Source organism: Erwinia sp. MMLR14_017, assembly GCF_033657285.1.
Taxonomy (GTDB): domain Bacteria; phylum Pseudomonadota; class Gammaproteobacteria; order Enterobacterales; family Enterobacteriaceae; genus Erwinia.
Genome location: NZ_JAWVWP010000001.1, coordinates 48,283 through 74,831, shown reverse-complemented (window position 1 = coordinate 74,831; position 26,549 = coordinate 48,283). Strand labels below are relative to the sequence as shown.

The 26,549-nt window shown below is 55.4% G+C and carries 28 protein-coding genes; 15 read left to right on the top strand and 13 right to left on the bottom strand.

Annotation, left to right across the window (positions count from 1 at the left end):
- The first annotated feature begins 32 nt into the window (after positions 1-32).
- Positions 33-1,151, top strand: a complete 1,119-nt coding sequence (locus SD961_RS00355) for a M20 family metallopeptidase (protein ID WP_318788443.1) — start codon at positions 33-35, stop codon at positions 1,149-1,151.
- A gap of 60 nt (positions 1,152-1,211) precedes the next feature.
- Here SD961_RS00355 and SD961_RS00350 read toward each other — a convergent pair whose 3' ends face one another.
- Complete coding sequence (locus SD961_RS00350) at positions 1,212-1,544, bottom strand: MmcQ/YjbR family DNA-binding protein (protein ID WP_318788442.1); 333 nt, start codon at positions 1,542-1,544, stop codon at positions 1,212-1,214.
- Positions 1,545-1,759: 215 nt separating this feature from the next.
- Between SD961_RS00350 and SD961_RS00345 the strand changes: the two genes are divergently transcribed.
- Entirely contained in the window at positions 1,760-2,779 is a 1,020-nt protein-coding gene (locus SD961_RS00345) for an alpha/beta hydrolase (protein ID WP_318788441.1), read from the top strand.
- 124 nt (positions 2,780-2,903) lie between these two features.
- Here SD961_RS00345 and SD961_RS00340 read toward each other — a convergent pair whose 3' ends face one another.
- From SD961_RS00340 to dnaB, 6 genes are all read right to left on the bottom strand, one after another.
- Positions 2,904-3,350 carry a MarR family transcriptional regulator gene (locus SD961_RS00340; protein WP_318788440.1) on the bottom strand — a complete coding sequence of 149 codons (447 nt, stop codon included), beginning with the start codon at positions 3,348-3,350 and terminating at the stop codon, positions 2,904-2,906.
- Positions 3,351-3,419: 69 nt separating this feature from the next.
- On the bottom strand, positions 3,420-3,836 hold the full coding sequence (locus tag SD961_RS00335; RefSeq protein ID WP_318788439.1) for a secondary thiamine-phosphate synthase enzyme YjbQ: 417 nt from the start codon (positions 3,834-3,836) through the stop codon (positions 3,420-3,422).
- A 375-nt stretch (positions 3,837-4,211) separates the two neighbouring features.
- Positions 4,212-5,405 carry an amino acid aminotransferase gene (locus SD961_RS00330; RefSeq protein ID WP_318788438.1) on the bottom strand — a complete coding sequence of 398 codons (1,194 nt, stop codon included), beginning with the start codon at positions 5,403-5,405 and terminating at the stop codon, positions 4,212-4,214.
- Between the two features lie 85 nt (positions 5,406-5,490).
- Positions 5,491-6,105, bottom strand: coding sequence for a YitT family protein (locus SD961_RS00325; protein ID WP_318788437.1), 615 nt, complete (start codon positions 6,103-6,105; stop codon positions 5,491-5,493).
- Between the two features lie 215 nt (positions 6,106-6,320).
- Positions 6,321-6,818, bottom strand: coding sequence for an Lrp/AsnC family transcriptional regulator (locus tag SD961_RS00320; RefSeq protein WP_318788436.1), 498 nt, complete (start codon positions 6,816-6,818; stop codon positions 6,321-6,323).
- A gap of 119 nt (positions 6,819-6,937) precedes the next feature.
- On the bottom strand, positions 6,938-8,353 hold the full coding sequence (gene dnaB / locus SD961_RS00315) for a replicative DNA helicase (RefSeq protein ID WP_318788435.1): 1,416 nt from the start codon (positions 8,351-8,353) through the stop codon (positions 6,938-6,940).
- Between the two features lie 95 nt (positions 8,354-8,448).
- Here dnaB and SD961_RS00310 point away from each other — a divergent pair, with 95 nt between their 5' ends.
- On the top strand, positions 8,449-9,429 hold the full coding sequence (locus SD961_RS00310; protein WP_318788434.1) for a quinone oxidoreductase: 981 nt from the start codon (positions 8,449-8,451) through the stop codon (positions 9,427-9,429).
- 223 nt (positions 9,430-9,652) lie between these two features.
- On the opposite strand, the gene pspG is transcribed toward SD961_RS00310, so the two are convergent.
- Positions 9,653-9,883 carry an envelope stress response protein PspG gene (pspG, locus tag SD961_RS00305; protein WP_318788433.1) on the bottom strand — a complete coding sequence of 77 codons (231 nt, stop codon included), beginning with the start codon at positions 9,881-9,883 and terminating at the stop codon, positions 9,653-9,655.
- A 381-nt stretch (positions 9,884-10,264) separates the two neighbouring features.
- Here pspG and SD961_RS00300 point away from each other — a divergent pair, with 381 nt between their 5' ends.
- From SD961_RS00300 to SD961_RS00250, 11 genes are all read left to right on the top strand, one after another.
- A complete protein-coding gene (locus SD961_RS00300; RefSeq protein WP_318788432.1) occupies positions 10,265-11,152 on the top strand; it encodes a LysR family transcriptional regulator in 888 nt (295 codons plus the stop codon).
- Between the two features lie 158 nt (positions 11,153-11,310).
- Positions 11,311-12,117, top strand: a complete 807-nt coding sequence (locus tag SD961_RS00295) for an alpha/beta fold hydrolase (RefSeq protein WP_318788431.1) — start codon at positions 11,311-11,313, stop codon at positions 12,115-12,117.
- Between the two features lie 15 nt (positions 12,118-12,132).
- Entirely contained in the window at positions 12,133-13,257 is a 1,125-nt protein-coding gene (locus SD961_RS00290; RefSeq protein ID WP_318788430.1) for an LLM class flavin-dependent oxidoreductase, read from the top strand.
- Between the two features lie 3 nt (positions 13,258-13,260).
- Positions 13,261-14,226 (top strand): BMP family protein, encoded by a 966-nt coding sequence (locus SD961_RS00285; RefSeq protein ID WP_318788429.1) that lies wholly within the window; start codon positions 13,261-13,263, stop codon positions 14,224-14,226.
- A 4-nt stretch (positions 14,227-14,230) separates the two neighbouring features.
- Positions 14,231-15,739: an ABC transporter ATP-binding protein gene (locus SD961_RS00280; RefSeq protein WP_318788428.1), complete on the top strand. Its 1,509-nt coding sequence runs from the start codon at positions 14,231-14,233 to the stop codon at positions 15,737-15,739.
- Positions 15,732-16,829, top strand: a complete 1,098-nt coding sequence (locus tag SD961_RS00275; protein ID WP_318788427.1) for an ABC transporter permease — start codon at positions 15,732-15,734, stop codon at positions 16,827-16,829. Before SD961_RS00280 ends, SD961_RS00275 begins: the two co-directional genes overlap by 8 nt.
- Positions 16,811-17,752, top strand: coding sequence for an ABC transporter permease (locus SD961_RS00270; protein WP_318788426.1), 942 nt, complete (start codon positions 16,811-16,813; stop codon positions 17,750-17,752). Before SD961_RS00275 ends, SD961_RS00270 begins: the two co-directional genes overlap by 19 nt.
- 42 nt (positions 17,753-17,794) lie before the next feature.
- Positions 17,795-18,196, top strand: a complete 402-nt coding sequence (locus tag SD961_RS00265; protein WP_318788425.1) for a RidA family protein — start codon at positions 17,795-17,797, stop codon at positions 18,194-18,196.
- 65 nt (positions 18,197-18,261) lie between these two features.
- Positions 18,262-19,269 (top strand): aldo/keto reductase, encoded by a 1,008-nt coding sequence (locus SD961_RS00260; RefSeq protein ID WP_318788424.1) that lies wholly within the window; start codon positions 18,262-18,264, stop codon positions 19,267-19,269.
- A 54-nt stretch (positions 19,270-19,323) separates the two neighbouring features.
- Positions 19,324-19,881 carry a flavin reductase family protein gene (locus SD961_RS00255; RefSeq protein ID WP_318788423.1) on the top strand — a complete coding sequence of 186 codons (558 nt, stop codon included), beginning with the start codon at positions 19,324-19,326 and terminating at the stop codon, positions 19,879-19,881.
- A 23-nt stretch (positions 19,882-19,904) separates the two neighbouring features.
- Positions 19,905-20,486, top strand: a complete 582-nt coding sequence (locus SD961_RS00250) for a malonic semialdehyde reductase (RefSeq protein ID WP_318788422.1) — start codon at positions 19,905-19,907, stop codon at positions 20,484-20,486.
- A 32-nt stretch (positions 20,487-20,518) separates the two neighbouring features.
- Here SD961_RS00250 and SD961_RS00245 read toward each other — a convergent pair whose 3' ends face one another.
- From SD961_RS00245 to SD961_RS00235, 3 genes are all read right to left on the bottom strand, one after another.
- Positions 20,519-20,905 carry a RidA family protein gene (locus SD961_RS00245; RefSeq protein WP_318788421.1) on the bottom strand — a complete coding sequence of 129 codons (387 nt, stop codon included), beginning with the start codon at positions 20,903-20,905 and terminating at the stop codon, positions 20,519-20,521.
- A gap of 128 nt (positions 20,906-21,033) precedes the next feature.
- On the bottom strand, positions 21,034-22,029 hold the full coding sequence (gene dusA, locus SD961_RS00240) for a tRNA dihydrouridine(20/20a) synthase DusA (RefSeq protein ID WP_318788420.1): 996 nt from the start codon (positions 22,027-22,029) through the stop codon (positions 21,034-21,036).
- Between the two features lie 149 nt (positions 22,030-22,178).
- The gene (locus SD961_RS00235; protein WP_318788419.1) at positions 22,179-23,420 is read right to left on the bottom strand and encodes a conjugal transfer protein TraF; all 1,242 of its coding nucleotides are present in this window, start codon (positions 23,418-23,420) and stop codon (positions 22,179-22,181) included.
- 476 nt (positions 23,421-23,896) lie between these two features.
- Between SD961_RS00235 and zur the strand changes: the two genes are divergently transcribed.
- Complete coding sequence (gene zur, locus SD961_RS00230; protein ID WP_318788418.1) at positions 23,897-24,412, top strand: zinc uptake transcriptional repressor Zur; 516 nt, start codon at positions 23,897-23,899, stop codon at positions 24,410-24,412.
- Positions 24,413-24,768: 356 nt separating this feature from the next.
- On the opposite strand, the gene SD961_RS00225 is transcribed toward zur, so the two are convergent.
- Positions 24,769-24,978, bottom strand: a complete 210-nt coding sequence (locus SD961_RS00225; protein ID WP_318788417.1) for a CsbD family protein — start codon at positions 24,976-24,978, stop codon at positions 24,769-24,771.
- Positions 24,979-25,219: 241 nt separating this feature from the next.
- Positions 25,220-26,542: an MATE family efflux transporter DinF gene (gene dinF, locus SD961_RS00220; protein WP_318788416.1), complete on the bottom strand. Its 1,323-nt coding sequence runs from the start codon at positions 26,540-26,542 to the stop codon at positions 25,220-25,222.
- Positions 26,543-26,549: the final 7 nt, after the last annotated feature.

Sequence of the window (26,549 nt, the reverse complement as noted above, 5' to 3'; positions counted from 1 at the left end):
GACCTCAACTGCCCACGCAAGGAGAACGCCGGATGAATCATCATACCTCTGAACTGGCTCAACGTTTACTGAGTTTCAATACCATTAATCCGCCCGGCGATGAGGCTGCCTGCATGGCGTTTTTCGCTGGCTGGCTTGAAGCGCAGGGTTTTGAGGTCACGCTTAGCTCGTTTGGCGGGGATCGCGTCAATATGATCGCCAGGATCGCTGGCAGAGCCGAAGGCGATCCGCTGGCCTTTACCGGCCATCTGGATACCGTGCCGCTGGGAAATCAGGCCTGGCAACATGACCCGTTTGGCACCACGATCGAGGGCGATCGACTGTACGGACGCGGCGCCAGCGATATGAAAGCGGCGATTGCAGCCTTTGCTGTCGCCTGCGTCACCCACCAGGCCGTAATCCGTGAAGGAACCGGCGTGGTATTGCTGATTACCGGTGGAGAAGAAACGGGTTGTGATGGCGCAAAAGCGCTGATCGCCACGGGCGAACTTCCCGCTGTCGGTGCGCTTATCGTCGGGGAACCTACGGCAAATTATCCGGTAATCGGCCATAAAGGGGCGCTCTGGTTGCGTTGTGAAACTCGCGGTAAAACTGCGCATGGCGCTATGCCGGAGCTGGGGATCAATGCGATCTATCTGGCTGCTGAAGCGCTGGGTAAGATCCGCCACTTTGAGCCAGGCGAACCGCATCCGCTGATGAAGAAGCCGACGATCAATGTCGGGCGCATTCAGGGCGGCCTGAATATCAACTCCGTTCCGGATCGTACTCAGTTTGATGTGGATATCCGCACCGCGCCCAATTTACACCACGCCACCATCCGGCAGGATCTCTCTACCGTGCTGGGGGAAAGCGTTGTGGTTTCCACGCTGGTGGATCTGCCTGCCGTGCTCAGTGCAGAGGAGAATAAGTGGATTGAAAGCGTGTATCAGCATTGCCAGCCGCTGCATGCAGAGCCGCTAACGGCCAAAATCGTGCCCTACTTTACCGATGCCTCACTGCTGCTGCCAGCGATCGGTAATCCGCCCTGCATTATTCTGGGGCCAGGTGAACCCGCAATGGCGCACCAGACAGATGAATACTGCCTGCTGAGCCGCCTGAACGAGGCGGAAATGCTCTACGGCGAGCTGATCCTTGACTGGCAAAAAGCTTAATGTTTGCGGTATTCCCGAATGGGCCTGACAGCTTCAGCCCCTGGGCAACTCTCCAGGCAGCTAGTGCGCGCGGCGCGTATCCAGCGCCTTCTGCAAAGAGGCATCCACCAGATAGTAAATCTGTGAATCTTTCAGCGTGCCGTCCAGCAGCACAGTGCTCCAGTGCGACTTGTTAAGATGTTCGCTGGGCTGCACATCCTCATGCGCATCACGCAGTAACTCCGCCAGTGCTGGTGTCGCTTTCAGCGCCACAGCCGGGCGGCCATCAACTTCATGAACCAGCGCAAATAATACGTCGTCGACTTTAATCTGTGTTGCTTTCCAGTCGCTGTGAACGCTCTGTTCCGCGCCCGGTTTATCCATGCAGTAAGTCAGAAGATCCGATACGTTCATGCTTTTATTCCCCTTGCAACGTAGTCATCGTGGTAGGTGAGTATAGGTGATTTCTTTAGCATATCGTTCCTCCCGGCTTAAAATGGGCTGCCTGATTATTTTGTTATCGCGATAACTAATCGCTTGCAAAATATATTGGTTATGGCAGGATGGCTCTACCGACTTAAGTAGCACACTATTTAATAGCAAATTAAACTCCTACTGAGGACTCCGCCATGAACAGCAAAAAAACCGCCATAGCCGCTATGTTGTTAACCAGTACATTGTCTGCCTGGGCTGCCGAACCAGGCAACCAGCCTGCACCAACGGCAGGTGTGGCAAAATTCCTGCACGCGTTAAACAGCGGCGGCGGAAAGCCTATTGAACAACTTTCGCCAGCAGATGCCCGCAACGTGCTTATCGGGGCGCAGAAAGGAGCTTCGCTTCCTCCGGCACAGGTTTCTGAGAAAACGATTAGCGTGATGGGGAAACCGCTGACCCTGACCATCGTGAAACCGCTTCATGCAGAGGGTACGCTGCCGGTGTTCATGTTCTTTCATGGCGGAGGCTGGGTGTTAGGTGATTATCCGACTCACGAGCGCCTGGTCCGTGATCTGGTCAACGAGTCTGGTGCCGCTGCCGTATTTGTTAATTACGATCCCTCACCGGAAGCTCATTTCCCGGTAGCGATTACACAGGCCTATGAAGCAACAAAATGGGTCGCTCAGCACGGTGAAGAGATTGGCGTGGATGGCAAACGTCTTGCGCTGGTAGGCAACAGCGTGGGGGGAAATATGGTTGCTGCTGTCGCGCTGCAGGCGAAAAATAATCATACTCCGGCCATCCGTTACGATGTCATGCTCTGGCCGGTGACCGATGCCAGCTTCAGCACCGCCTCTTATGGGCAGTTTGCCGACGGCTATTTTCTGACGAAAAACATGATGAAATGGTTCTGGGACAGTTACACCTCGTCGGAGCAGGACCGCAACAACATTCTGGCCTCGCCTTTGCGCGCTACCTCAGCGCAGCTTCAGGGCTTGCCGCCAACGCTGATTCAGACCGCAGAGCTGGATGTGCTTCGTGATGAGGGTGAAGCTTTTGGCCGGAAACTTGATGCAGCAGGCGTCCCCGTTACCGTGACGCGGTATAACGGCATGATCCATGACTACGGGTTACTGAATGCCCTGAGCCAGGAACCAACGGTCCGCACGGCTATTCAGCAGGCATCTGCTGAACTGCAACGGCATCTTAAATAAGCAGAAGGCCGCCAGCCAGGTGGCCCGTCTGTACCCTTTGCAGTAAAGAACAACCTGTGAAAGCTAACGGATTAATTTCCGTTAGCTTTCTGATCAGCAACGCTTTTTCGCAAAAGCTGGCACATTACTTCCCGCTGACTTCCTGCTCAACAATGCTGTTACGCAACTGAATAATTTGTTCATTCAGCTGCTGCAAAGCCTCTCCTTCAAGCTGTGAGCGGCTCAGCAGAGTCTCCGAAAGACACAGGGAGGTTTTTTCCAGCGATTCCCCCTTCTCAGTCAGCGTGATCAGTATCTTACGCTCATCCTGCAAACTGCGTTTACGGCAAACGAACCCTTCTTTCTCAAGCCTTTTCAGTAAGGGCGTCAGGGTGCTGATTTCCAGTGCCAGCGTTTCGGCAATCTGGCTTATCATCAGTTCACCCTGTTCCCACAGCACATTGAGGACCAGATATTGAGGATAGGTCACCCCCATCTCATCCAGTAGCGGCTTGTAGAGCCGCTTAATAGCCAGTGAGGCGGAATAGATGGAATAACACAACTGCTCTGCCAGACGCGGGTGTTCAGACATGTCGGTCTCTCCTTAGAATTTTAAGCGTCTGAGCCTGCCATAGCCTCTGCCACGCTGTTGAGAACATATTTATTCCCCCTGCAGCGTGGCCACAATTTTGCGTGATCCGCCGTGAATGCGATGTTCTCCCAGCCAGATGCCCTGCCACGTCCCGAGAACCAGATGTCCACGGCTGACCGGCAACAGCAGCGAGGCCCCTAACATCGACGATTTGATGTGCGCAGGCATATCATCCGCCCCTTCATAATCGTGTTTGTAGGGCGCTTTTTCAGGCACGGCGCGCAGGAAATGCTGCTCCATATCGCTACGTACGGTGGGATCGCAATTTTCATTCAGCGTCAGCGAGGCGGAGGTATGTTGCAGCAGCAAATGGAGCAGCCCAACCTGCACGTCGCTGAGGCGCCGCAGTTCTTCGACAATCTCATCGGTCACCAGATGAAATCCGCGGGATTTAGGGCTTAAGGTAATTGTCTGCTGATACCACATTGTGTTGCTCCTTCACGAAATGAGTCCTGCTAAGTGTGCAGCATGTGGCGAAAAGGTAAACCCGCAATCGTAAAAATAGGGGTAACTGTCGCAGGGAAGCAGGCATCGGTATCACTTTCCAGCCGGGGGAGAGAAGGATGGCAGAATTTTACTGGCCGCAACGGGAGTAATGACTCAGTGAGAGGGGATTTTTACTTTTTGCCTCTGTTAGTGGGTCGGGAATAAGACGCTTTGCGCTTCTCTTGCAAAGTGGCGCTGTCTCAGGCTTCCTTCAATATTTGATCTTGCTGCCCGCGCGGAAATTCCATTTTCACGGCTTTTACCTGGCAATACGGCTCCCGAAGGAGCCGTATTCAGCTGTTGCTGACTTAAGCGTTACATTACCGCAGCAAACGCTTCTGCTACCAGATGCACGTTTTTGCTGTTCAGGCCAGCCACGCACATGCGGCCGCTGGCGATCAGGTAGATGCCAAACTCATTACGCAGGCGGTCCACCTGCTCTGTGCTCAGGCCGGTGTAGCTGAACATGCCGCGCTGCTGCAACAGGTAGTTGAAGTTTTTATCCGGCATGGCCGTGCTGAGGACCTCTACCAGCGCCTGACGCATAGAGAGAATGCGCACGCGCATTGCTTCTACTTCAGCCAGCCAGTCAGCCTTCAGCTCGCTATCATTCAGCACGGTTGACACGACCTGCGCACCGAAGTTTGGCGGGCTGGAGTAGTTGCGGCGTACAGTTGCCTTAAGCTGACCCAGCACGCGGGACGCTTCTTCAGCATCATCACACACTACGGACAGACCGCCGACGCGTTCACCGTAGAGCGAGAAGATTTTAGAGAAGGAGTTGCTGACCAGCGCCGGCAGACCCGCCGCCGCAATAGCGCGAATGGCGTAAGCATCTTCTTCCATACCGGCACCAAAGCCCTGATAGGCGATGTCCAGGAAGGGGATCAGATTGCGTCCTTTCAGCACGTCGGTAACGATATCCCACTGGGCGTTCGTCAGGTCTGCGCCGGTCGGATTGTGGCAGCAAGGGTGCAGCAGCACGATGCTCTGCGCAGGCAGCGTCTTGAGTGTGGCGACCAGCTCTGCAAACTTCACGCCGTTGCTCTCTTCGTCGTACCACGGGTAGGTTTTTACCTGGAACCCGGCACCGGAGAAGATAGCAACATGGTTTTCCCACGTCGGATCGCTGACATAGACCTCAGAACCCGGGAAGTAAGTTTTCAGGAAATCCGCACCCACTTTCAACGCGCCGGAACCGCCAACGGTCTGGATGGTGGCGATACGGCCAGCCTTAAGCATCGGGTGATCCTGACCAAACAGCAGCGGGGCAATCGCACTACGGTAAGGGGGCAGACCATCCATCGGCAGATAAAGCGAGGCGTTATGCGCGCCAGCATTTAAACGCGCTTCCGCTTCTGCTACCGCCTTCAGCTGGGGAATTTCGCCCTGCTCGTCATAATATAAGCCGATGCTCAGGTTCACCTTTTGCGGTCGCGTATCCTGCTTGAAGGTCTCCATCAGGGAGAGAATTGGATCGCCAGCATAGGCATCAACGTTTTGAAACACGGTGCAGATCTCCATTAATTGGTTGGGTCAGGCTCGCGCTGCCCTCACCGGCAGCGCACTACTTCTTACTTCATCACAGGACAGGTCAGACGTCATAGCGTCCGGGGCGATGGTTCATGGCGATAATCAGATTCAGGATCACCGCGCCCGCAATGGAAGCGGCCAGCATCGGCAGTGACACCACAAACAGGGAGGCGAGCACCACGCAGGTATCAACGCCCATTTGCAGCTTTCCGGCACGAATACCGTACCGATCCTGCAACCATAACGCCAGAATATTGATGCCGCCCAGGCTGGCTTTATGCCGGAACAGCACTATAAACCCAATTCCCATTATCACGTTACCGAACAGTGTCGCGTAAAAGGGATCCAGCGCGGAAAAGTGGATGAAAAGCGGATGCAAATGGGTAAACAGCGACACCAGGCCCACCGCGCAGAAGGTTTTCACCGTAAATGCCCGTCCCATCCGGCGCAGGGCGAGCCAGTAAAACGGCAGGTTGATGACAAAAAAGGCCAGGCCGAAAGAGGTGTGCGTCAGGTAGCTAATCAGAAAGGCAATCCCGGCCGTGCTGCCTGTTAACGCACCGGCAGTTTTTAGCAGCGTGACGCCAAAGGAGACCAGAAGCGTGCCAAACAGGATGGCCAGCGCATCTTCAACAAGCGTATGGGGGATTTTAGCGGGTTGTACGACGTTATCCATAAAAGCTGATTCTCAGAGAAAGCGTCTCCGGTTACAGCAAAAATCGCACCAATCCGGCACGCAAAAAATGAGCCGGATGGTGCCAGCGAATCAACCCATTGAATACAAGGCGCTTTACTACTTTATTTTGTGCATAAAAGACGGGCTACATCGTCAAATCACGCACTAAAATTCTTTTTCTACACGGGCCGCGCATTAAAATGCACTTCGATGCACTATTGTGACGCAGGCTCGCCCTGAACTGGTGCGAAGGCGGGCGTCATCATGCCGTTTTCTTTTAAGCGGGTAAGAACCACGGAGGTTTTCACGTGGGAGACGCTCTGGTGCCCCGCCACCAGCTGGCTGATTAACGCGCTCAGCCCGGCAAGATCGGCCACGGCCACCTTCAATAAATAGTCGGCATCGCCCGTAGTTTTATAGGCATCCACAATCGCAGACTGCTCTGCCACCATGCGGTGAAAGCTTTCAACGTAATCGGAGGTGTGGTTGATCAGACGGACCTCAATCAGCCCTATCATCCCCAGGCCAACGGCGTCAGGCGAGAGCCGCGCGTGGTATCCCAGAATCAGGCCCGCCTGCTCAAGACTGATACGGCGGCGTGAACATTGTGAGGCGGAGAGCCCCACTAAATCACTCAGTTCCTGATTGGTCAGACGACCGTTAGTTTCAAGTAAAGTCAGTATCTTAAGGTCGTAATCATCAATCTGAGTCATTATCGATCCGGGCGGCTGAACAGAAACGCTACCCGGACAGATAACCGCATTTCTCATTCCGTTGTCCAACACTATTTTCTGATGGATAGCGGGGTGATGCCCATTTTGTGCAGGCCAGGTTAATCGTCGTCGTACTGCGGGCCTGCGTAGTTATCAAACCGCGACCATTGCCCGTTAAAGGTGAGACGCACGGTACCAATGGGGCCGTTACGCTGCTTGCCGAGAATGATTTCCGCAATCCCTTTTTGATCGCTGTTTTCGTGATAAACCTCATCACGGTAGATAAACATAATCAGGTCCGCATCCTGCTCGATAGAGCCAGATTCACGCAGGTCGGAGTTGACCGGACGTTTATCAGCACGCTGCTCCAGCGATCGGTTCAGCTGCGACAGCGCTACTACCGGCACCTGTAACTCTTTTGCCAGCGCCTTAAGGGAGCGGGAGATCTCGGCGATTTCCAGCGTGCGGTTATCAGAAAGCGACGGCACGCGCATCAGTTGCAGGTAGTCGATCATGATCAGACTCAGGCCGCCGTGCTCGCGGAAGATTCGCCGCGCGCGGGAGCGTACCTCCGTAGGGGTCAGGCCGGAGGAGTCATCAATAAACATGTTCTTTTTCTCCAGCAGAATGCCCATGGTGCTGGAGATACGCGCCCAGTCCTCATCATCCAGCTGGCCGGTACGAATACGGGTCTGATCCACGCGCGAAAGCGAGGCCAGCATACGCATCATGATCTGTTCGCCTGGCATCTCAAGACTAAAAATCAGTACCGGCTTATCCTGGAGCATGGCGGCGTTTTCGCACAGGTTCATGGCAAAGGTAGTTTTACCCATTGCCGGACGAGCCGCGACGATGATCAGATCTGAACGCTGCAAACCGGCGGTCTTTTTATTGAGATCATGGTAACCGGTGTCCACGCCGGTAACGCCATCATGGGGCGTCTGATAGAGCGACTCGATCCGCGAGATCGTTGCCTCAAGAATTTGATCGACGCTTTTCGGGCCGGTGTCTTTATTCGCTCTGCTTTCAGCAATCTGGAACACGCGCGACTCCGCCAGATCCAGCAGATCTTCGCTGGTTCGTCCCTGCGGATCGTAGCCTGCATCGGCAATTTCGTTGGCGACTGAAATCATTTCACGCACAACCGCACGTTCACGCACGATATCGGCATAAGCGCCGATGTTGGCCGCACTTGGCGTGTTTTTAGACAGCTCAGCCAGATAGGCGAAGCCGCCTACCAGGTTAAGCTCGTTTTTGGTTTCCAGCGACTCGGAAAGCGTGATCAGGTCAATGGGTTTGCCCAGCTCCAGAAGGCGCTGCATTTCGCTGAAGATCATCCGGTGCGGACGGCTAAAGAAGTCGAGCGCCACGACGCGTTCAGAGACATTATCCCAGCGCTCATTATCCAGCATTAACCCGCCCAACACGGACTGCTCCGCTTCCAGCGAATGGGGAGGCAGCTTCAGCCCTTCCATCTGTCTGTCGCGAGGTTCACGGTTTTCACCGGATTTGTTGGTGGGTTTATTTCCTGCCATAGTGATGCAATACCGAATAGTGTGGGGACGGGCAAGTATACCCTTTTGGGCTGCTGGCGTCCTCTCTCAATGACGCGGAACCCACAGGAGTAAGCATGGCAAAACGTATACAAATCAGCCAGCATGGCGGTCCGGAAGTGATGCAGCTGATTGAGACAGCAATGCCCGAGCCAGAGGCTGGAGAGGTGGTGGTTGAGCACAAAGCGATCGGCATTAATTATATTGATACCTACGTGCGCAGCGGGCTATATCCCGCCTCGCTGCCTTGCGGACTGGGCACCGAAGCCGCTGGCGTGGTGCACAGCGTGGGCGAAGGCGTTACGGCCGTAAAGCCTGGCGATCGCGTGGTTTATGCTCAGTCCGCCTTAGGCGCTTACAGCGATTATCATGCTGTGCACGTTGATAAGCTGGCCCTGTTGCCAGAGAACATCTCTTACGAGCAGGCAGCCGCCTCCTTCCTCAAAGGTCTGACGGTCCACTACTTACTGCGCCAGACCTATGTCGTGCAGCCCGATGAAATCTTCCTGTTTCAGGCAGCCGCGGGCGGAGTCGGCCTGATTGCCTGTCAGTGGGCAAAAGCGCTGGGCGCGCATTTGATTGGTACCGTGGGTTCCGCAGAAAAAGCACAGCGTGCGAAAGAGGCGGGTGCCTGGGCCACCATCAATTATCGTGAAGAAGATATCGCCAGACGCGTTGCCGAGCTTACCGACGGCAAGAAAGTCCGCGTGGTGTATGATTCGGTCGGCAAAGATACCTGGGAAGCTTCGCTGGACTCTCTGCAACGTCGCGGGCTGATGGTCAGCTTCGGCAACTCTTCCGGCCCGGTCAGCGGCGTGAATCTGGCAATCCTCAACCAGAAAGGGTCGTTATATGTTACCCGCCCTTCACTGAACGGCTATATCACCACGCGTGATGCGCTGACGCAGGCCAGTAATGAGCTGTTTTCGCTGATTGGTAGTGGCGCTATTAAAGTTGATGTGCCGGAGCAGCAGAAGTTCGCCCTAAAAGATGCGCAGCAGGCGCATAAAACGCTGGAGAGCCGTGCTACGCAAGGCTCCAGTCTGTTAATTCCCTGAACGCCAGACGCAAACAGGGCTTCCCGCAGGAAGCCCCTTTTTCTTTTTTATAGTTCGCGCTGGTTGTAGGGTCAGAGCGATGAATTCGTGTCAATTCAATAAAAGCATCCTGCCAGAGTTCATAAGTAAATAATATGTTTAATTACCATTTAGTCTGTGCAATATCACATGCTGTGATCCAGAGCGCATTTTTATTGCACCTTTCCCCGACAACTCATTGATATTAACGTGATAACCACCGGTCTGCTTTAGACTTTGGCTTTTTATAAGCGCGATATATCCAGACAGAAACTACCGCCAGCGCCAGCCACGGCAACATTTTTATAACAATGGCTAACATACCGCCAAACAGCATCACAAACGTCGCCACCACCAGCGCGGCGACGATGCCCAGCAGCGAAACGCCGGTCAGCAGCAGCATCAGGAAGAAGCCGAGTACAAATAAGATTTCCATTAGCGTATTCTCCGGAACAGGTTCTGTAAGAAGTATTACAAGAACCGTGCCAGAGTTCATTTATTTTAACTAATTGAATTAAATAGGCATTTATTCAGGCATCAGGAAACGCGTTAGTCAAATTCATCACTTTATGGTCAGGAATTAACCTTCACTTATCGGCATTTCAGGCCGTTATGCCCCTCTGCTCATTGACACCTGCCGATAATCTCCATGTAAAAAGGCCTTTCCTGCCTTTCTGAATATTCAGCCACAACCCGATCCCTGAACCAAATGGCCTCACATGCCGTTACCCAACAGACAACACTAAATTGGGTCATCTGGTACTGATATTGCATCGCCCCCTTATGCAGTTCAGCGTTTCGTTTCCGGGGGTTTCCAGTGAATTTAAATACTTATAAATATTTCAATGAAGTAGCTGCAGCAGGTTCTATTCGCCGCGCGGCCGATCGATTACATGTTGCACCATCAGCTATCAGCCGCCAGATCGCATTATTAGAACACAGTCTGGGCATCATGCTGATTGAACGCAGCAATACCGGCATTCAGCTGACGCCAGCTGGCATGATGCTGGAACGCTACACCCGCAAGATGGTGCGTGACCTGGACCGCATTCACGAAGCCATCAGAAACCTCAAGGGACTGCGCCAGGGTGAAGTCAAAATTTGGGTGATAGAAGCGGTGGTTCAGGCCATTCTGCCGCGCATCATGACTGAGTTTAACGAAACCTATCCCGCCATTAAGTTTTCCATTAATACCGAATCTTCAGACCGCACCATTGAAGCGATCATCAACGATGAAATCGACATCGGCATCGTGTTCAACCTGGGAAACCGTCCCAGCGTGGAAGTGATCAAACAGTGCCCTGCTCCCGTGCAGTGCCTGGTGGCGCCCGGTCATCCTCTCGCCCGGCATCAATCCGTCAGCCTTGAAGAGATCTGCTCTTATCCGATAGCGCTACCCGTTTCCAGTTTCGGCTTACGGCAGACGTTCGACAAAGTCATCCGCGCCCTGCACCTGGTACCGCAATCCATTGTTAACACCAACAACCTGGAACTCACCAAGGCGATGGCTATTGCAGGCCGCACGCTGACCATCGGGCCGCAACTGATCGCTACCAAGGAAATTGAGCATAATTTGCTGCGCGCTATCCCGATAGATAACGAAGCGATGGTGTCCGCGACCATTGAGATTTGCGTGCACCGCGACCGTTCACTCTCCTTTGCCGCGCACCACTTTCTCAAGCTGGTGTGTCGGGAATTTAACTAACTTCCCCTCACTATTCCGTATAAGACGTGTACCAGAACGGGCAACACGGCGTGCTGCAATCGGCACTACTTGCTGCGGCAAACAGCGTGCTATTTATTCAGTCATCGCTTAGTTCAAACGCCTGACGGGGTCAGGAAAATAGCCAGAGAGGGTGAGAAATGCCGAACGTCATGACGAACGGGATCAACACGCATTACAGGAAATGTGGCGCGGGGCCGGTGCTGATCTTCGTTTCCGGGCTGGGTGGCACAGCGGCCTACTGGAAACCGCAGCTTGAGGTTTTCAGCAAGCACTTTACGGTCATCACCTATGACCAGCGCGGTTCAGGTACAACTGACCATCCCGAAGGGCCTTGCAGCATCGAAATGCTGGTGGATGACCTGCAAGCGCTGATTGAGGCGCTGGAACTGGAGCGCCCGCTGCTGGTGGGGCACTCCACCGGCGGCGCAATCGGGCAACACCTGGCCGCCCGCGATCCCGCTTTGCTGGCCGGCATGGTGCTGTATGCCAGCTGGGCTAAGTCAGACAAACATTTTAACTGGTGCTTCCGCATGCGCCGCGCGCTGCTGATTGGCAGCCCGCTGGAAGAGTATGTGCACGGCAGCGCGCTATTCCTTTATCCGCCGGACCACGTGAGAGCGAACGCGGAAGCGCTGTCGCCTGCCCTGCTGGCTTCTGTTGCCAGCTTCCCGCAGCGCGAGGTCATCCTGAGCCGCATTGACGCCATCATGGATCACGACGCTACGGCGGTACTGGCTGCTATTCAGACACCGACGCTGGTGCTCTGCGCGCAGGACGACATTCTTACGCCGCCTTATCAGTCACGGCTGCTGGCGGAAGCGATCCCGGAAGCCCGGCTGGAAATTGTGCCGCGCGGCGGACACAGCTTCTCAGAAACTGAAACGGCTTTATTCAATCAAATTACGTTCGACTTCCTGGCGGGTTGCCGTCAGTTAACGCACTGAGTGAAGGGGAACCCCATGTCTGGTAATGACCATCGCAACGTTGAGTTTGGCGTGTTTCTTCCGGTAGGCAACGGAGGCTGGATCACCTCAACCACCAGCCCTCAGCTTCCGGCGACCTATGATTACAACAAAGAAGTGACGATCCTGGCCGAACAGCTGGGCTTTGACTTCGCCCTGTCGATGGCGAAATGGCGTGGCTACGGCGGGCCTTCCCGCCACTGGGACGTGACGCTGGAAAGCCTGACCACGATGGCTGGCCTGGCGGAAGCCACCAGCCGCATCGGCGTCTGGGGCACCGTACACACCATGGTGTTCCACCCGGCGGTGGTCGCCAAAATGACCGCGGTGCTCGATCAAATCTCCAGGGGCCGTTTCGGACTGAATATCGTCTCAGGCTCGAACCCGACCGATCAGGGCCAGATGGGGCTGTGGATGGATCTGGATCATGCCGAACGCTACGAGCTGGCGGCGGAATGGCTGACCGTGCTGAAACGTCTCTGGACTGAAGATCGCGTCGATCATGTCGGCAAGCATTATCAGCTGACTGACTGCATGTCTGACCCCAAACCCGTCACGCCGCCGCCGATTATCTGCGCCGGCGCATCTGACCGTGGCTTCCTGTTCACCATGGAGCACTGCACAGGCAGCTTTATGCTGGGCTCCGATCATGATGACTTCATTAAAACCGGCCTGCGCGCTAAAGAGCTGGCGGCACAGCAGGGAAAACCCGATTTCAAAACCTACGGGCTCTTCACCATTGTCCCTGGCACGACCGATGCCGAAGCCCGGGAGCGCGTGGCGCTGTTCGATTCGGGCGTAGACACCATCGCGCTGGACAACCAGACCCGCGAATACTCCGGCGACAAGAGCTTTAAACAAAACACCATGGCGCAGCGTTTCGTCTCCCAGGGCGAGCAGCGCAACTCGATGACGCGTGCGGCGCTGGTAGGTTCCCCGGAAACCATCGGCAACAAGCTGGCGGCAATTGTGAAAGGCGCGCAGCTCGACGGGGTCACGGTGATTGTGCCGGACTTCATTGACGATTTGCGTACTGTGGGAACCGACGTGTTGGAAGTACTGGAGCTGAACGGCGTTAACACTAACGCCCGTGCTTATCAAAAATCTGTGGAGAAGAGTTGAGCGATGAAAATGAAAAAAATGTTAGCTTTTGCTGTTTCCGCGGCGATGGCTTGCGCCTCCGTTGCTCATGCAGATGACAGCAAACCTCGCGTGGCTGCGTTATTTACCCAGACCGTAACTCAGGGTTCATGGGATATGGCGGGCTTTTCCGCCTTCAAATCGATGGCCACAAAAGAGGGATTCTCCTCCAGCTATCTGGAGCATACCACCTATGAGTCCGCCCCTTCGGTGTTGCGCCAGCTGGCATCCGATGGCGTAAAACTGATTATTGCTCACTCCTCCGGCTATTCGGCGGCAATCAAAGAGGTAGCACCTTCTTTCCCCAACACGCAGTTTGTCCTCTATTCGTATGAGGGCTCCACCAACAACCTGCCAAACTACTCGGCCTGGTCGGTTGACTGGGATGAGTACGGCTTTGTACTGGGCGTGCTGGCGGCAGCGGCCAGTAAAACAGGTCATATCGCGGTGATCAGCGGCGAACCCATCCCGTCTGCTGAGCGTACTGTGCAGTTCATCAAAAAAGGCGCGGCTTACGTGAACCCGAAAGTGGTAGTGGATTCTGCCTATGTCGGCTCGTTTACCGACGTTGCCCGTGCCAAAGAGATTGCAACCGGCGCTATCGCCCGCGGTGCGGACTTCGTTATTCCAGCAGCTGATACCGCCGATGCGGGCATCCAGCAGGCGGCGGATGAAGAGGGTGTACTGACGATTGGTTCTTATACCGATCAAGCCAAATCCTTCCCCAACTCCATTATGACCTCCACGGTGATGAACTTTGATAAGTCCTATGCGGACATCGGCAAACACTTTGTAGACCACCAGTTGGGTAACCGCATCGTGACCGAGAACTTATCCACCAGCGGCTGGACGCTCTCCAGACCCTTTGCCCATGTAGACAAAGGTGTGCAGGACAAGGTGTTCAAAGTGGTGGATGAACTCAAGGCCGGCAAAATCAAGATTGAGGAATAACAGCATGTCCAGCCCCGTTATCGAGCTTGATCACGTTTCAAAGCGCTACCCCAACGGATTTGTCGCGCTTGAAAGAGTGTGCCTGTCCTTTTATCCGGGCGAGATCCACGCGCTGCTGGGCGAGAACGGTGCGGGGAAATCGACATTGATGAATATTCTCTACGGCGTGCACGAACCCACCGAAGGTGGCGTGCTGATGAATGGCCGGCAGGTGGTCCACCGCCGGCCAGCCGATGCTATCGCTAACGGCATTGGCATGGTGCACCAGCACTTCAAACTGGTCGCGCCCTTCACAGTGGCGGAGAACCTGGCGCTGGTCGCCAGAGGAGAACGCAAGAAAATCTTCCGTCGCAATGCCGATATCCGGTCATTTATGCAGGGTTATGGCGTGGAGCTTGATCCAGATGCCATCGTGGGGATGCTGCCGCTGGCCTTACAGCAGCGTGTGGAAATCCTCAAGGCGCTGGTGAATGACACCAAAGTTCTGCTGCTGGATGAACCGTCGACCATTCTGACGCCGAGCGAGATCCAAGGGTTATATGCCACGGTCCGCAGGATCTGTGAAAAAGGCACTGCGGTGGCGGTAGTCACCCACAATGTCGATGAAGTGCTCGCCAACGCTGACCGCTACACCATTCTGCGACGGGGAAAAACCAATGGCACCGGGCTGACTGAAGGCTGTACGCCTGATGAGCTGGTGGAAAAAATTGTCGGGCGTGTTGTCGCCAGCGGAACACGGCTGGGCAGACAGCGACTGGCTGGTGAGAAACAGATGCGGCTCAATGCGGTGAATCTGCGTCCATCGAGCGGGTCGCCGGGACTGCACGCAGTCAGCCTGATGCTGTGTGAACGTGAAGTAATTGGCGTCGCCGGCGTGGAAGGCAACGGGCAAACCGAGCTTTTTGAACTGCTTGCAGGCCAACGCCAACCGGACAGCGGCGCTATCACACGCAGCGGGCCGGACGTCACGGTCGCGCTGGTGCCGCAGGACCGTCATCACGAAGGCCTGTCGCTGGATCTCCCGGTTTCTCACAATCTGCTTTACCCCAAAATTATGCAGGGCGGATACCGCCGTCTTGGGCTGTTAAACCATGCTGCCATCGCAGAGCGCGCCAGGGAGATGATCAGCGAATCGGATATCCGCACGCACTCGCATGGCAGCCTGGCCCGCTCTTTATCGGGCGGTAATCAGCAAAAAATCGTGGTGGCGAGAGCCATGGCGGAATCCGCATCTATTATCGTGGTTTACCAGCCCACGCGCGGTCTGGATATGGCGGCGGCAGAAGCGGTATTAACCCGCCTGGCCGATGCGGCAGATAGCGGAACCAGCGTGATCATCATCTCCTCAAACATCGAAGAATTACTCCGCGTGTCCGACCGCATCGTGGTGATGAACGGCGGCAGGATCACCGGGGAAGTGACGGGGGATGATATGTCCTTCGAAAAAATTGGCACGCTGATGACCTCTGGTCGCGGCGTGCAGTCGACGGCGGCAGGAGCAGAACATGTCTGAATCGTTAAAATCTCTGGCTGATACCGGTGTTTCGCTGCGCCGGGTACTGGTCAAATTAAGCGGTTCCCGTTCGTTATGGGTCACGTTGAGCGCCTTTGTCGGCTCGCTGATCCTCGGGCTGGCTCTGATCGCTGCAATGGGCGTCCCTCTGCTTTCAGCCCTGCGCGTCGCTTTTGAAGGCGCGTTTGGCAACATCCGCAGCTTGTCCGACACGCTGGTATTTATGACGCCGCGCCTGCTGGTGGCGCTGGGTGCGCTGATTGCTATCCGGGGCGGCATGTTTAACCTTGGCGGCGAAGGTCAGCTGCAAATGGGCGCGATTAGCGCCATGTTGCCTTTCCTGGCTTTCGGCGACATTGGCCCGGCCCTCTTGCCGCTGTCCATCATCAGCGGCGCACTTTGCGGCGCGCTGTGGGGGCTGATCCCTGCCGTGCTGAAAGTGTGGCGCGGCATCGACGAAATCATCGTGACGCTGATGATGAATTTTATCGCCATCTACTTCCTGAAGTATCTGGTACAGGGGCCGATGCGCCCGGCAGGCTCCAACTTCAATATGTCTGCCCAGCTGCCGTCTGATGGCGTGTTCCAGCAGGTGATAGAGGGAACGCGACTGCACTCCGGCGTGTTCCTCGCGCTGCTGATTGCGGTGGCCGTCTGGGTCATGCTGAAACACAGCGCGTTCGGACTCAAGCTTCGCGCCAGCGGCCAAAGCCCGCGTTTCGTGCAGTTCCAGGGACAGTCTGCCGCCAAAAATGTCATTGCCAGCATGGCGCTGTCGGGAGCGATCAGCGGGCTTGCCGGTGCTTTTGAAGTGCTCGGCGTGCAGTACCGCCTGATTGACGGCTTCTCATCCGGGCTGGGCTTTGAAGGGCTTGCCGTTTCCTTCCTGGCAGGTCTGGAGCCCTTTGGCGCGGTGATCGTTTCGCTCTACTTCGGCGCGATCAACAGTGCGGCGCTGGCGCTGCAAAGCACTTTTTCTATTCCTGCTGCATTAGCGGATGTGCTTGGCGGGATGCCGATTTTGTTCCTGGCAGTGATGAGCGGCGTGATGTTGGTTAAGGGGAGACCTGTATGGAATTCAACACTGTAACGCTGGCACTGTTTTTTGCCGGTGGCCTGAGGCTGTGCGTGCCGGTGCTGCTGGCCGCGCTGGGCGAAGCGGTTTCAGAACGGGCCGGGGTTTTCACCATCGGGCTGGAAGGGTTGATGCTGTTTGGCGCGTCTTCTTCCGCGCTGGGGCTGGCGGCAACCGGATCTCCTGTACTGGCACTGCTTGCCGGTGTGCTTGGCGGCGTACTGGCCGCAACGGTGCTGGCGTTGGGCACCGTTTTCGCCCGCGCTAACCAAATTGTGATGGGTATTGGTTTCAATCTGTTCGCTATCGGAGTCACTTCGCTGATTCGTCAGGTGTGGCTGGCTGGCGCACCTGCCGCCGGGTCGATGCGCTCCGTATCGATGATGAAGCTGCCGTGGCTGTCAGATATTCCCATCGCCGGGCGAGCACTGTTTTCGCAAAGCCCGGTGTTCTATCTGGCGGTGATCATTACTGTGGCGTTGTGGTGCCTGTTTCGCTTTACCCGTGCGGGACTGCTGTTACGTGCGGTGGGCGAAAACGCCTTAGCCGCGGATGCTGCGGGCCACGCCGTGCTGCGCTTACGCTTCAGCGCCACCCTGTTCACTGGGGTGATGGCAGGGCTGGGCGGCGCTTATCTGTGCATCATCGCCTCCGGCGGCACCTTCGTAGACAACATGACGGCGGGAAGAGGCTACCTGGCGATTGCCGTAACCATTTTTGCACGCTGGAAACCGCTGCGGGTGATGATAGTGGCTGTGTTGCTGGGGCTGCTCGAAGCGCTGCAGTTCCAGGGACAGTATCTGGGCATTGATATCGCCCCGTCCCTGCTGATGGCGATGCCCTTTGTCGTCGCGCTGGTAGCGTGGGTGATGATGGGTCGGGCTGGTGCAGCACCGGGAGATTTAGGCCGTCCTTTCCTTCGTGGTTCAGGGCGGTAGTGATTCTAAAACCGGGGCTGCGGCCCCATTCAGGAGAAGCGTATGAACCAGGCAATCAATCCCGAAGGGTGGATCATCGGCAAAACGGCTACCGGCCTTAATCACCTTAACTGGGGTGTGAAAGCGGGTAACCACGTCTCTGTCGCCGGCATGCTGTCCACCGATCCGGTGGATGGCAGCATCGTCGGCGTTGGCGACATCGAAGTACAGACGCGCCGCGTGCTGGACAGCATCAAAGTAGTGCTGGAGGCCGCTGGCAGCAGCATGGATCATGTGGTGATGAACCAGATTTTCCTGCGCAATCTGGACGACTACCATAAGTTCAATGAGATCTACGTCAGCTACTTCCCGCAGATCCTGCCCGCGCGCTTCTGCGTAAAGCTGGAAATGGTGCGCCCGGAGTTTCTGGTCGAAATCGCGGCCACGGCCATTATTCCAGCCTGAAAAGCCAGGTAACACAAAGAGCAGGCGCTTCGTCTGCTCCTGAGTAGCAATCAGAGGGTGAAGTCATGCAATACCGTTATCTGGGGCGCAGTGGGCTTAAGGTGTCCGAAATTTGCCTGGGCACCATGATGTTCGGCGGAGCCACCGACGAGGCTACGTCACGCAGCATTACCGCTGCGGCGCGTGATAGTGGGGTCAATTTCATTGATACCGCAGATATGTACAATAAAGGCGAATCGGAACGCGTTGTCGGCCGGGCCATCGCCGCCGAACGCGACCGCTGGGTGCTGGCGACCAAAGTAGGCAACCCGATGGGCGAGGCACCGAACCAGAGCGGGATGTCCCGCAAATGGATTCGGGAAGCGGTTCACGGCTCGTTGACGCGTCTGGGCACCGATTACATCGATATTCTGTATATGCACAAAGCTGATTTCGCAGCGCCGCTGGAAGAGATGGTGCTCGCCTTTGCCGATCTCATCCGTGAAGGTAAAATTGGCTATTTCGCCGTGTCGAATTTCAAAGCCTGGCGTCTGGCGGAAACGGTGCGTCTGGCCCGCGAAGCCGGTATCACCGGCCCGGTAGCGACGCAGCCGCTGTATAACCTGGTCAACCGTGAGGTCGAAGTCGAAATCCTGCCTTCTGCGGCTTATTTTGGCACCGGCACCGTCTGTTACAGTCCGCTGGCACGCGGTATTCTCACTGGCAAGTATCGCCCGGATGTGGCACCGGACAGCAACAGCCGCGCCGGACGCGCTGACCCGCGCATGCTGGAAGCGGAATGGCGTCCGGAGTCACTGCAAGCCGCCAGCGAGTTGGCAGCCTATGCTGAAAGCACCGGACGTAAAACGGCGCATCTGGCGCAGATGTGGGTGATGCGTAACAGTCTGGTCACCAGCACGCTGCTCGGGCCGCGTACTTTCGACCAGTGGCAGGACGGCATGGCGGCGCTGGACTGCCCGTGGACAGCAGAAGATGAAGCCTTTTGCGACCAGTTGGTTTCGCCCGGCAAAGGCACCAGCCTTGGCCCGGTTGACCCGCATCACCCGATTGAAGGCCGCGTAACCCGCTGGTAATGCAGTGAATATTTACAGGGCCAACCCCTGGCCACTACTTTTACAGGTCCGTTCATGACAGAATCCAGTAACACTAAAGACAGATCGCTGACCGCGTTAGCCGAAGACGTGGCGAAGATTGCAGAAGCCTACCGTGGCGGTATGCGCCTGCTTCCGGCAAGCGTTTGTTTGATCACCGCCAGCCGGGGCGAGGAACTGGGCGGCATGATTGCCACCGCCGTGACCTCGGTCAGTGCAGAGCCGCCAACACTGCTGGTGTGCGTTAACCGCAGCGCCTCAATGTTTGAGATGATCCAGGAAACAGGTCGCTTCTGCGTTAATGTCCTGACCACCGAAGCTCTGCCGTTGGTAGACATTTTCAGCCGTTCAGACCGCCGCGCAGAGCGCTTTCAGAGCGGGGAATGGAGGATATCCCGCCACGGCACGCCAGTTTGTGCGGAGGCCATGGTCTCTTTCGAATGCCGGCTGGCGAAAGTGGTCGACTGGCACAGCCACGGTATTTTCCTTGGCGAAGTGACCAGCGTGTTGCACCCCAGCGTCGGTGCAGCACCGTTACTTTATATGGATCGTCAGTTCCATGAGCTCAGCGAGCTGACGGCTGAAAAAATCTAGCTTATCCCCCAAAAGGAGTTCTGATGCTTTCTGATGATGCAATGAACGCTCTGTTTCTTGAAGCACGCTCCCACAATGGCTGGCAGGACAGAGCAGTCACTGACGAGCAGCTTGCCACCCTGTACGCGCTGACGCGTATGGGGCCGACTTCCGCCAACTGCAGCCCGGCCCGTTTCGTGTTTGTGCGCACGCAGGCAGGTAAAGAAAAGCTGAAGCCAACGCTCTCTTCCGGCAACCTGCAAAAGACCATGACCGCCCCGGTTACGGTGATTGTGGCGTATGACAAAGCCTTTTATGAGCTACTCCCGACACTGTTTCCGCATGGCGATGCCAGAAGCTGGTTCACTTCCAGCCCGGCATTTGCCGAGGAGACAGCGTTGCGTAACAGCTCCATGCAGGCGGCGTATCTGATTATGGCTGCGCGCAGCATGGGGCTGGATACCGGCCCGATGTCCGGCTTCGATCGTGCGAAACTGGACGCCGCTTTTTTCCAGGGCACCACGCTGACCGCCAATTTATTGATCAACCTGGGTTATGGCGATGCAGACAAGCTGTTTGGCCGCCTGCCAAGGCTGTCGCTGGAAGATGCCTGCTCTTTTGCGTAAGTGACGGGCAACAGAGCATAAAAAATGCCGCTTTACAGCGGCATCATAATCACGACTTCAATCTCCAGCATTAATTCCGGTTCGGCCAGCGCCGAAATCTGGAAAAGCGTGCTCGCTGGCAGCTCCAGCCCGGCAAAAAACCGCTCCCGCACCGGATGTATTTCCGCCACCAGATCCAGATCAGTCACATAGGTTGTAGTTTTCACAATTGTGTCCCGGCTTACGCCAAGCCCCGCCAGCAGCCTGTCGATATTATCGTAGACTTGCTCAACCTGCTGTTTCATGTCGCCAATGCCTACCACGTCGCCCTGCTCATCCCAGGCCACCTGGCCGGTGGGGAAAACAGGGGTGCCTGGCCGGATTTTGATGTGATTGTAGTAGCTGCGGGCTTTTAAACCCTGGGGATTCAGAATGCTCATTGCGTGTAGCGCCTCGCCATGCGGATATTCAGCTTTCAGCCTAGCATTCTCCACGGGGGCTTTAAACGCGCATTCCGGCTACACCGCGTTGCCGGTTTAGCAACGCGGGGCAGAGGTCTGTGGGAAGGTTAAACGGTGGCAGTGATTTTATCCGCAACCAGCGCCAGCGCCTGCTCTACTGTCTCGATATTAGCGCCAGGCTTGTGCGCATTTTCGCTGAGATGCCGACGCCACTGACGGGCGCCGGGAATGCCCTGGAACAGGCCGAGCATATGGCGGGTGATGTGGCCCAGGTAGGTTCCTTTTGCCAGCTCCGCCTCAATATAGGGGTACATGGCGCGAACCACGGCGACAGGATCGACATCCGGCGCCGTACTGCCAAACAGTTCGCGGTCAACCTGCGCCAGCAGGCCAGGGTTCTGATAGGCTTCGCGCCCCATCATCACGCCATCAACGTGCTGTAAATGCACTTTGGCTTCTTCCAGCGATTTTACGCCGCCGTTAATTGAGATGGTCAGATGCGGGAAATCGCGCTTCAGCTGATACACACGTTGGTAATCCAGCGGCGGGATTTCGCGGTTCTCTTTCGGGCTGAGACCGGAAAGCCAGGCTTTGCGCGCATGGATGATAAAGGTCTCGCAGCCGCCCTGCTCTGACACCTGGCGAACGAAGTCACACAGGAACTCGTAACTCTCCTGATCATCGATACCAATGCGGGTTTTCACCGTCACCGGCACAGAAACCCTGTCGCGCATCGCTTTGATCCCATCAGCCACCAGTGCGGGTTCCGCCATCAGACAGGCACCGAAACGCCCGTTCTGTACGCGGTCTGAAGGGCAGCCCACATTAAGATTTATTTCGTTATAGCCGCGCGCTTCTGCCTGAGCGGCACACTCTGCCAGCGCAGCAGCATCAAAACCGCCAAGCTGCAGGGCCACAGGTTGCTCCAGCTGATTCCAGGCCAGGTAATCGCCTTTGCCATGAATAATAGCGCCGGTGGTCACCATCTCGGTGTAGAGCAGCGAATGCTGCGTCAGCTGACGCAGGAAATAACGACAGTGACGATCGGTCCAGTCAAGCATAGGGGCGACGGAAAAACGGTGTGCAGGATAAATTGGGGTCATAAAGCGCGCAAACTCGGTGTGATTAACAAATGACGATAATGTGCACAATGATAACATGCCCGGCGGCGGCAAGCATTACCCGCCGGGCTACGAGAGGGCCATAACGAAAAAAGGGCGCATTCAGAATGCGCCCTTGTCTGAGAGAAGACTCAGAAGGTGAAGTTCAGCTGAGCAACCGCGCCCCAGGTGTTGTCATCCCCTTTCATGCCGGCCAAATCCAGATGCACCTTGTTAAAGGGTGACAGACCGAAACCGGCGGTATAAACGTTGGTATCGTTAGACTTCATATCCGCACGATAACCGGCGCGCAGCTGCAACCAGCTCAGCAGACGGTATTCGGCACCCACACCGGCATACTGGCTCTCTCCCTGCGTTTTAAAACGCTTGGTTGGCGTTACGTCCACATCCAGCGCGGCGGTAAGGCGTTCGGTATGGAAAGCGACGCCAGGCGTAACGATGGGGCTGATCTGGTAAGTATCCTTGTAGCCGTTAACCTCTTTGGTATCCAGATCGCGGGAAATCAGGTTCTGCGCGCTCAGGCCCAGCGTCCAGTTATCTCCTACGTCCGTTGCCACGCCCGCATCAATGTTGAAGCCGGTATCGTCGTTTTTATAGCGGCCCTTTTTGAAATCTGATTTGTCGTAGTTATAAACCGAGGCGCTGTAGTTATAGAGATAGGTTTTTTGCAGCTTAGGGGTCACGCCTACAGAAACCGGATGCCCGGCAACAGTAAACTCATGCGCTACGGCAATGCCGTAATCATAGACAATCGCGCCGCGCCCTATTCCGGCAGAGGTCAACTTGTCCTGATCGCCAGGCAATGGGAAAACGGGGCCATCAGCTACACCCTGCAAATAGTCGATGTCGCTTTGCGTAACGTCCGTTCTCACGCTTGCGGTTCCATAGGCTTTAGTTACAAAGGCAAACGGCAGAACTTCATTAGGAACAGTGACCGCAAGGGCTGCGCCTGCCGTGCCCGATGCCCGATTGCCTTTGAGGCCGCGTAGCTGGCTGGCTAAATCGCCCGCCGCTGCCTGAACTTTTGGATAATCGGCAAAGCTGGTAAGGCTACCCGCCAGATCCTGATAACGGTCAACGCTGTCGGTCAGGTCATCAACCTTATCAATCAGCTTGTTTTTATCCGTGACCTGCAGACCTGCTGCCGGAAGGATAATGCTTACCGTGTCGTCCGGCTGCGCTTTGGTCATCAACGCCGGGTTTGCCAGTACGGCAGTGCCGTAAGTGGAAGAGGCAACACCTGTACCGCCCATGGCATCGTTGCGCGCATCGTAATAGTTACCGGCGGCCAGAGCGCTGAGGGGAGCCAAAAATAAAATGGGAAAGGCTGCAGGGCGGGAAAAGCTGTTCAACTTACGGATTAATTTTGCCATTTTTACTTGAGACCCATCCAGACAAAGAGGAAAACGCCGTTAAAAGCGTGAAGTTTTCTGCTGCCTGAATAATGGACACAGAGGCAGCTTTTCATTGCTGAGAAGTAAGTAACAATGGTGGAGCTTTTCGGCTTATTGCCGTTTTATTTATCTGTTAACAGGCAGATTCATAAGCTGTCCGTAACGTTTGTTTTATCTTAAATGCACTATAACCGCCGCTACAAAGTAGCGATTATCAGCACAGGCTGCAATTCACATTAGTAAAGTTTTAAAGAAATTCTATGGCACAGTTTATTAACCCCTGATTCATTAACGCCCTTTAACAAGTCAGCTTTAGTGCAAATCTGTATCAGATCCAGTGTTAGTTCAATGATTTAACGCTGTAAAACCTGACAGAAAGAGGCGTGTGGCCTGAATTCGGCGTTTTGCGGCGGGCGTGATAACATAACAATCTGATCTGGCCTGAGGGGAAAGTTATGAGCATAAGCAGTCCTGAAAAAATCCTGTCGCAGGCGGAAACGATCTGCCAGCAACGTAATGTCAGGCTGACGCCTCAACGCCTGGAAGTGCTGCGCTTAATGAGCCAGCATCAGGGTGCGATCAGTGCTTATGACCTGCTGGACTTGCTGAGAGCCTCAGAGCCTCAGGCCAAACCGCCTACGATCTATCGCGCGCTGGATTTTCTGCTTGAGCAGGGGTTTGTCCACCGCGTGGAATCGACTAACAGCTATGTGGTTTGCCATCATTTCGAACAACCTTCACACACATCGGCCATGTTAATTTGCGATCGGTGTGGTTCCGTAGCGGAACAGCAGGCGGAAGGCGTGGAGAATATCCTGAAATCGCTGGCACTAACTTCCGGATTCGCCCTGGCGCATAGCGTTATTGAAGCTCATGGTTTATGCCACAATTGCGTTGAAGTTGAAGCCTGTACCCATCAGGATGCGTGCCAGCACGACCATACCCCCGCCCCGAAGAAACGCGGGCGTTAAGAAGCGCTGACGCTTAAAAGCGCGGGCGTCAGATGTGGAATAATAAAAATTTGCCGGATCAAGAGCGCTGTCCACAAGGCGGACATAAAGCAAGAGCGCTGACTCCCTCTGCAACGCAGAATAGTTACCCTGTGAAGTGACAAACTTACACTGAAAAATTGGCTACGGAGCAGCCAGACTCAAATGGATGCCAGACAGGGATTTTGCAGCAGGGGAAGGGTGCCAGAATGTTGAATTACGGATTTGAAGGGCGAGAGTAAACCAGGTTGCCGAAGAGATTAAGTGGCACATTCCATGTGCCTGGGTAGGAGCATCGTCCTGAAACGCTAAATTCTTGTCAGAGAATTCTCTGGCTGTCAGAAACGGTGGTTATTATGGGTTTCCCAGTCACTGAGTTCTTTCTCAGCCTGATCTTTACCATAACCGTAACGCTCCTGAATCTTGCCAACAAGCTGATCGCGTTTACCTTCAACAACGGTCATGTCGTCATCGGTCAGCTTGCCCCACTTTTCTTTAAATTTACCTTTCAACTGTTTCCAGTTACCGCCGGCTTCGTCTTTGTTCATCTTGTCTCTCCTCGACCTTAGGTTTACACAGCTTTAGGATTATCCTGTCAGCGAATCCGAGAGCAACAACATAAAACGCTGCTCAATCGCCTGACATACAGATAATTATAGTAGAAGATTAGAATCTTGCTCTGTTAAGCAAAATATTCCGCCAGAATCAGAGCAGACGCACGAAGTGCCTGTTTAAAAGCTGTTTTAAATCAGCGGCTAACGAAGCGGCAGAGGAAGGTAACAAATAATTTCACTGCACGAACCAGCTGTTATTCTGCCAGTGTCGACGCCAGATAAGCCAGAGCGTCAGGCCGCGTAGCAGCAGGAATACCATCACTGCCAGCCAGAGCCCATGGTTTCCCAGCAGCGGGACGGTAAACAGCGTCAGGCCATACCCGGCAGCCGCAATCACCATGCCATTACGCATTTCGCTGGCACGCGTTGCACCGATAAACATACCATCAAGCAGATAGCACCAAACCCCGCAGACGGGCAGCACGATCTGCCAGAACAGGTAGCTGTCGGCCTGCTGTTGCAGGGCCGGAATGGAGGTCAGTAAGGCGACTATCTGCGGGCCTGCAAGACCATAAATCAGGGAAAAAGCCAGCGCCACTAGCCCAGCCTGACGACAGGCGGCGCGCCAGACGGCGAGCAACTTCTCTGCGTTTTTGGCCCCAAAGGCCTCGCCGGAGCAGGCTTCAACGGCATAGGCAAAGCCATCCAGCGCATAGGCCGTAAATGTCAGGAACATCAGCAGCACCGCATTGACGGCGACAACTTCGCCGCCCAGCCGCGCCCCCAGAACCGTCAGCGAGGCGAAGCAGAGTTGCAGCAGCAGGGATCGCAGCATAATGTCGCGATTGAGCCGCAACAGCCGCCCGATGTTGCCGCGCCAGGCCGTTTTTAACACCGGCAGCGAAATACCGCGTAGCTTCAGCACGCGCCATACCATCACTAAACCGATAATCATGGTGACATATTCCGCTATGGCCGTGGCGGCAGCGGCGCCCTGCACGCCCCATTTCAGGCCAATCACCAACCAGAGATCCAGCGCGATATTCACCATGTTCCCCACCACCAGCAGGATCACCGGCGCTCGCGCATACTGAACGCCCAGCAGCCAGCCAAGCAGCACCAGATTCGCCAGCGTGGCGGGCGCGCTTAGCCAGCGAATATGCATAAACAGAGCGGCCTGATGCAGCACCTCTTTGTCGGCCCCGACAACGGAAAGCGCAAGATGCGTTAAGGGAGATTTCATGAGAACAAACAGCAGGCCGGCGGCCACTGCTATCAGAAGGGGTTGCATCAGCGCACGAGCCAGCGCAGGTTTATCCCCTGCGCCAAAAGCTTGTGCCGTGAGGCCGGTAGTACTCATGCGTAAAAACAGCAGCAGCATAAAGAGAAAACTGGTGGCCGTGGTGCCAACGGCTACGCCACCAAGATAGGCAGGTTTGTCCAGATGACCAACGACCGCCGTATCCACCAGCCCCAGTAAGGGCACGGTGATATTTGACAGGATCATTGGCAGCGCCAGCCGCCAGAGATGTTTATCCGAGGGGGAAAATAATCGCATTATCATC

What these genes read in the sequence shown, in the direction of transcription:
- SD961_RS00290 (WP_318788430.1), top strand. Translation starts at nt 12,133, where the DNA reads ATGTCTGGTAATGACCATCGCAACGTTGAGTTTGGCGTGTTTCTTCCG.
- SD961_RS00310 (WP_318788434.1), top strand. Translation starts at nt 8,449, where the DNA reads ATGGCAAAACGTATACAAATCAGCCAGCATGGCGGTCCGGAAGTGATG.
- SD961_RS00265 (WP_318788425.1), top strand. Translation starts at nt 17,795, where the DNA reads ATGAACCAGGCAATCAATCCCGAAGGGTGGATCATCGGCAAAACGGCT.
- SD961_RS00235 (WP_318788419.1), bottom strand. Translation starts at nt 23,420, where the DNA reads ATGGCAAAATTAATCCGTAAGTTGAACAGCTTTTCCCGCCCTGCAGCC.
- dusA (WP_318788420.1), bottom strand. Translation starts at nt 22,029, where the DNA reads ATGACCCCAATTTATCCTGCACACCGTTTTTCCGTCGCCCCTATGCTT.
- SD961_RS00335 (WP_318788439.1), bottom strand. Translation starts at nt 3,836, where the DNA reads ATGTGGTATCAGCAGACAATTACCTTAAGCCCTAAATCCCGCGGATTT.
- SD961_RS00345 (WP_318788441.1), top strand. Translation starts at nt 1,760, where the DNA reads ATGAACAGCAAAAAAACCGCCATAGCCGCTATGTTGTTAACCAGTACA.
- SD961_RS00320 (WP_318788436.1), bottom strand. Translation starts at nt 6,818, where the DNA reads ATGACTCAGATTGATGATTACGACCTTAAGATACTGACTTTACTTGAA.
- zur (WP_318788418.1), top strand. Translation starts at nt 23,897, where the DNA reads ATGAGCATAAGCAGTCCTGAAAAAATCCTGTCGCAGGCGGAAACGATC.
- SD961_RS00295 (WP_318788431.1), top strand. Translation starts at nt 11,311, where the DNA reads ATGCCGAACGTCATGACGAACGGGATCAACACGCATTACAGGAAATGT.
- SD961_RS00280 (WP_318788428.1), top strand. Translation starts at nt 14,231, where the DNA reads ATGTCCAGCCCCGTTATCGAGCTTGATCACGTTTCAAAGCGCTACCCC.
- dnaB (WP_318788435.1), bottom strand. Translation starts at nt 8,353, where the DNA reads ATGGCAGGAAATAAACCCACCAACAAATCCGGTGAAAACCGTGAACCT.
- SD961_RS00225 (WP_318788417.1), bottom strand. Translation starts at nt 24,978, where the DNA reads ATGAACAAAGACGAAGCCGGCGGTAACTGGAAACAGTTGAAAGGTAAA.
- SD961_RS00255 (WP_318788423.1), top strand. Translation starts at nt 19,324, where the DNA reads ATGACAGAATCCAGTAACACTAAAGACAGATCGCTGACCGCGTTAGCC.
- SD961_RS00325 (WP_318788437.1), bottom strand. Translation starts at nt 6,105, where the DNA reads ATGGATAACGTCGTACAACCCGCTAAAATCCCCCATACGCTTGTTGAA.
- pspG (WP_318788433.1), bottom strand. Translation starts at nt 9,883, where the DNA reads ATGGAAATCTTATTTGTACTCGGCTTCTTCCTGATGCTGCTGCTGACC.
- SD961_RS00285 (WP_318788429.1), top strand. Translation starts at nt 13,261, where the DNA reads ATGAAAATGAAAAAAATGTTAGCTTTTGCTGTTTCCGCGGCGATGGCT.
- SD961_RS00275 (WP_318788427.1), top strand. Translation starts at nt 15,732, where the DNA reads ATGTCTGAATCGTTAAAATCTCTGGCTGATACCGGTGTTTCGCTGCGC.
- SD961_RS00245 (WP_318788421.1), bottom strand. Translation starts at nt 20,905, where the DNA reads ATGAGCATTCTGAATCCCCAGGGTTTAAAAGCCCGCAGCTACTACAAT.
- SD961_RS00260 (WP_318788424.1), top strand. Translation starts at nt 18,262, where the DNA reads ATGCAATACCGTTATCTGGGGCGCAGTGGGCTTAAGGTGTCCGAAATT.
- SD961_RS00340 (WP_318788440.1), bottom strand. Translation starts at nt 3,350, where the DNA reads ATGTCTGAACACCCGCGTCTGGCAGAGCAGTTGTGTTATTCCATCTAT.
- dinF (WP_318788416.1), bottom strand. Translation starts at nt 26,542, where the DNA reads ATGCGATTATTTTCCCCCTCGGATAAACATCTCTGGCGGCTGGCGCTG.
- SD961_RS00270 (WP_318788426.1), top strand. Translation starts at nt 16,811, where the DNA reads ATGGAATTCAACACTGTAACGCTGGCACTGTTTTTTGCCGGTGGCCTG.
- SD961_RS00350 (WP_318788442.1), bottom strand. Translation starts at nt 1,544, where the DNA reads ATGAACGTATCGGATCTTCTGACTTACTGCATGGATAAACCGGGCGCG.
- SD961_RS00250 (WP_318788422.1), top strand. Translation starts at nt 19,905, where the DNA reads ATGCTTTCTGATGATGCAATGAACGCTCTGTTTCTTGAAGCACGCTCC.
- SD961_RS00355 (WP_318788443.1), top strand. Translation starts at nt 33, where the DNA reads ATGAATCATCATACCTCTGAACTGGCTCAACGTTTACTGAGTTTCAAT.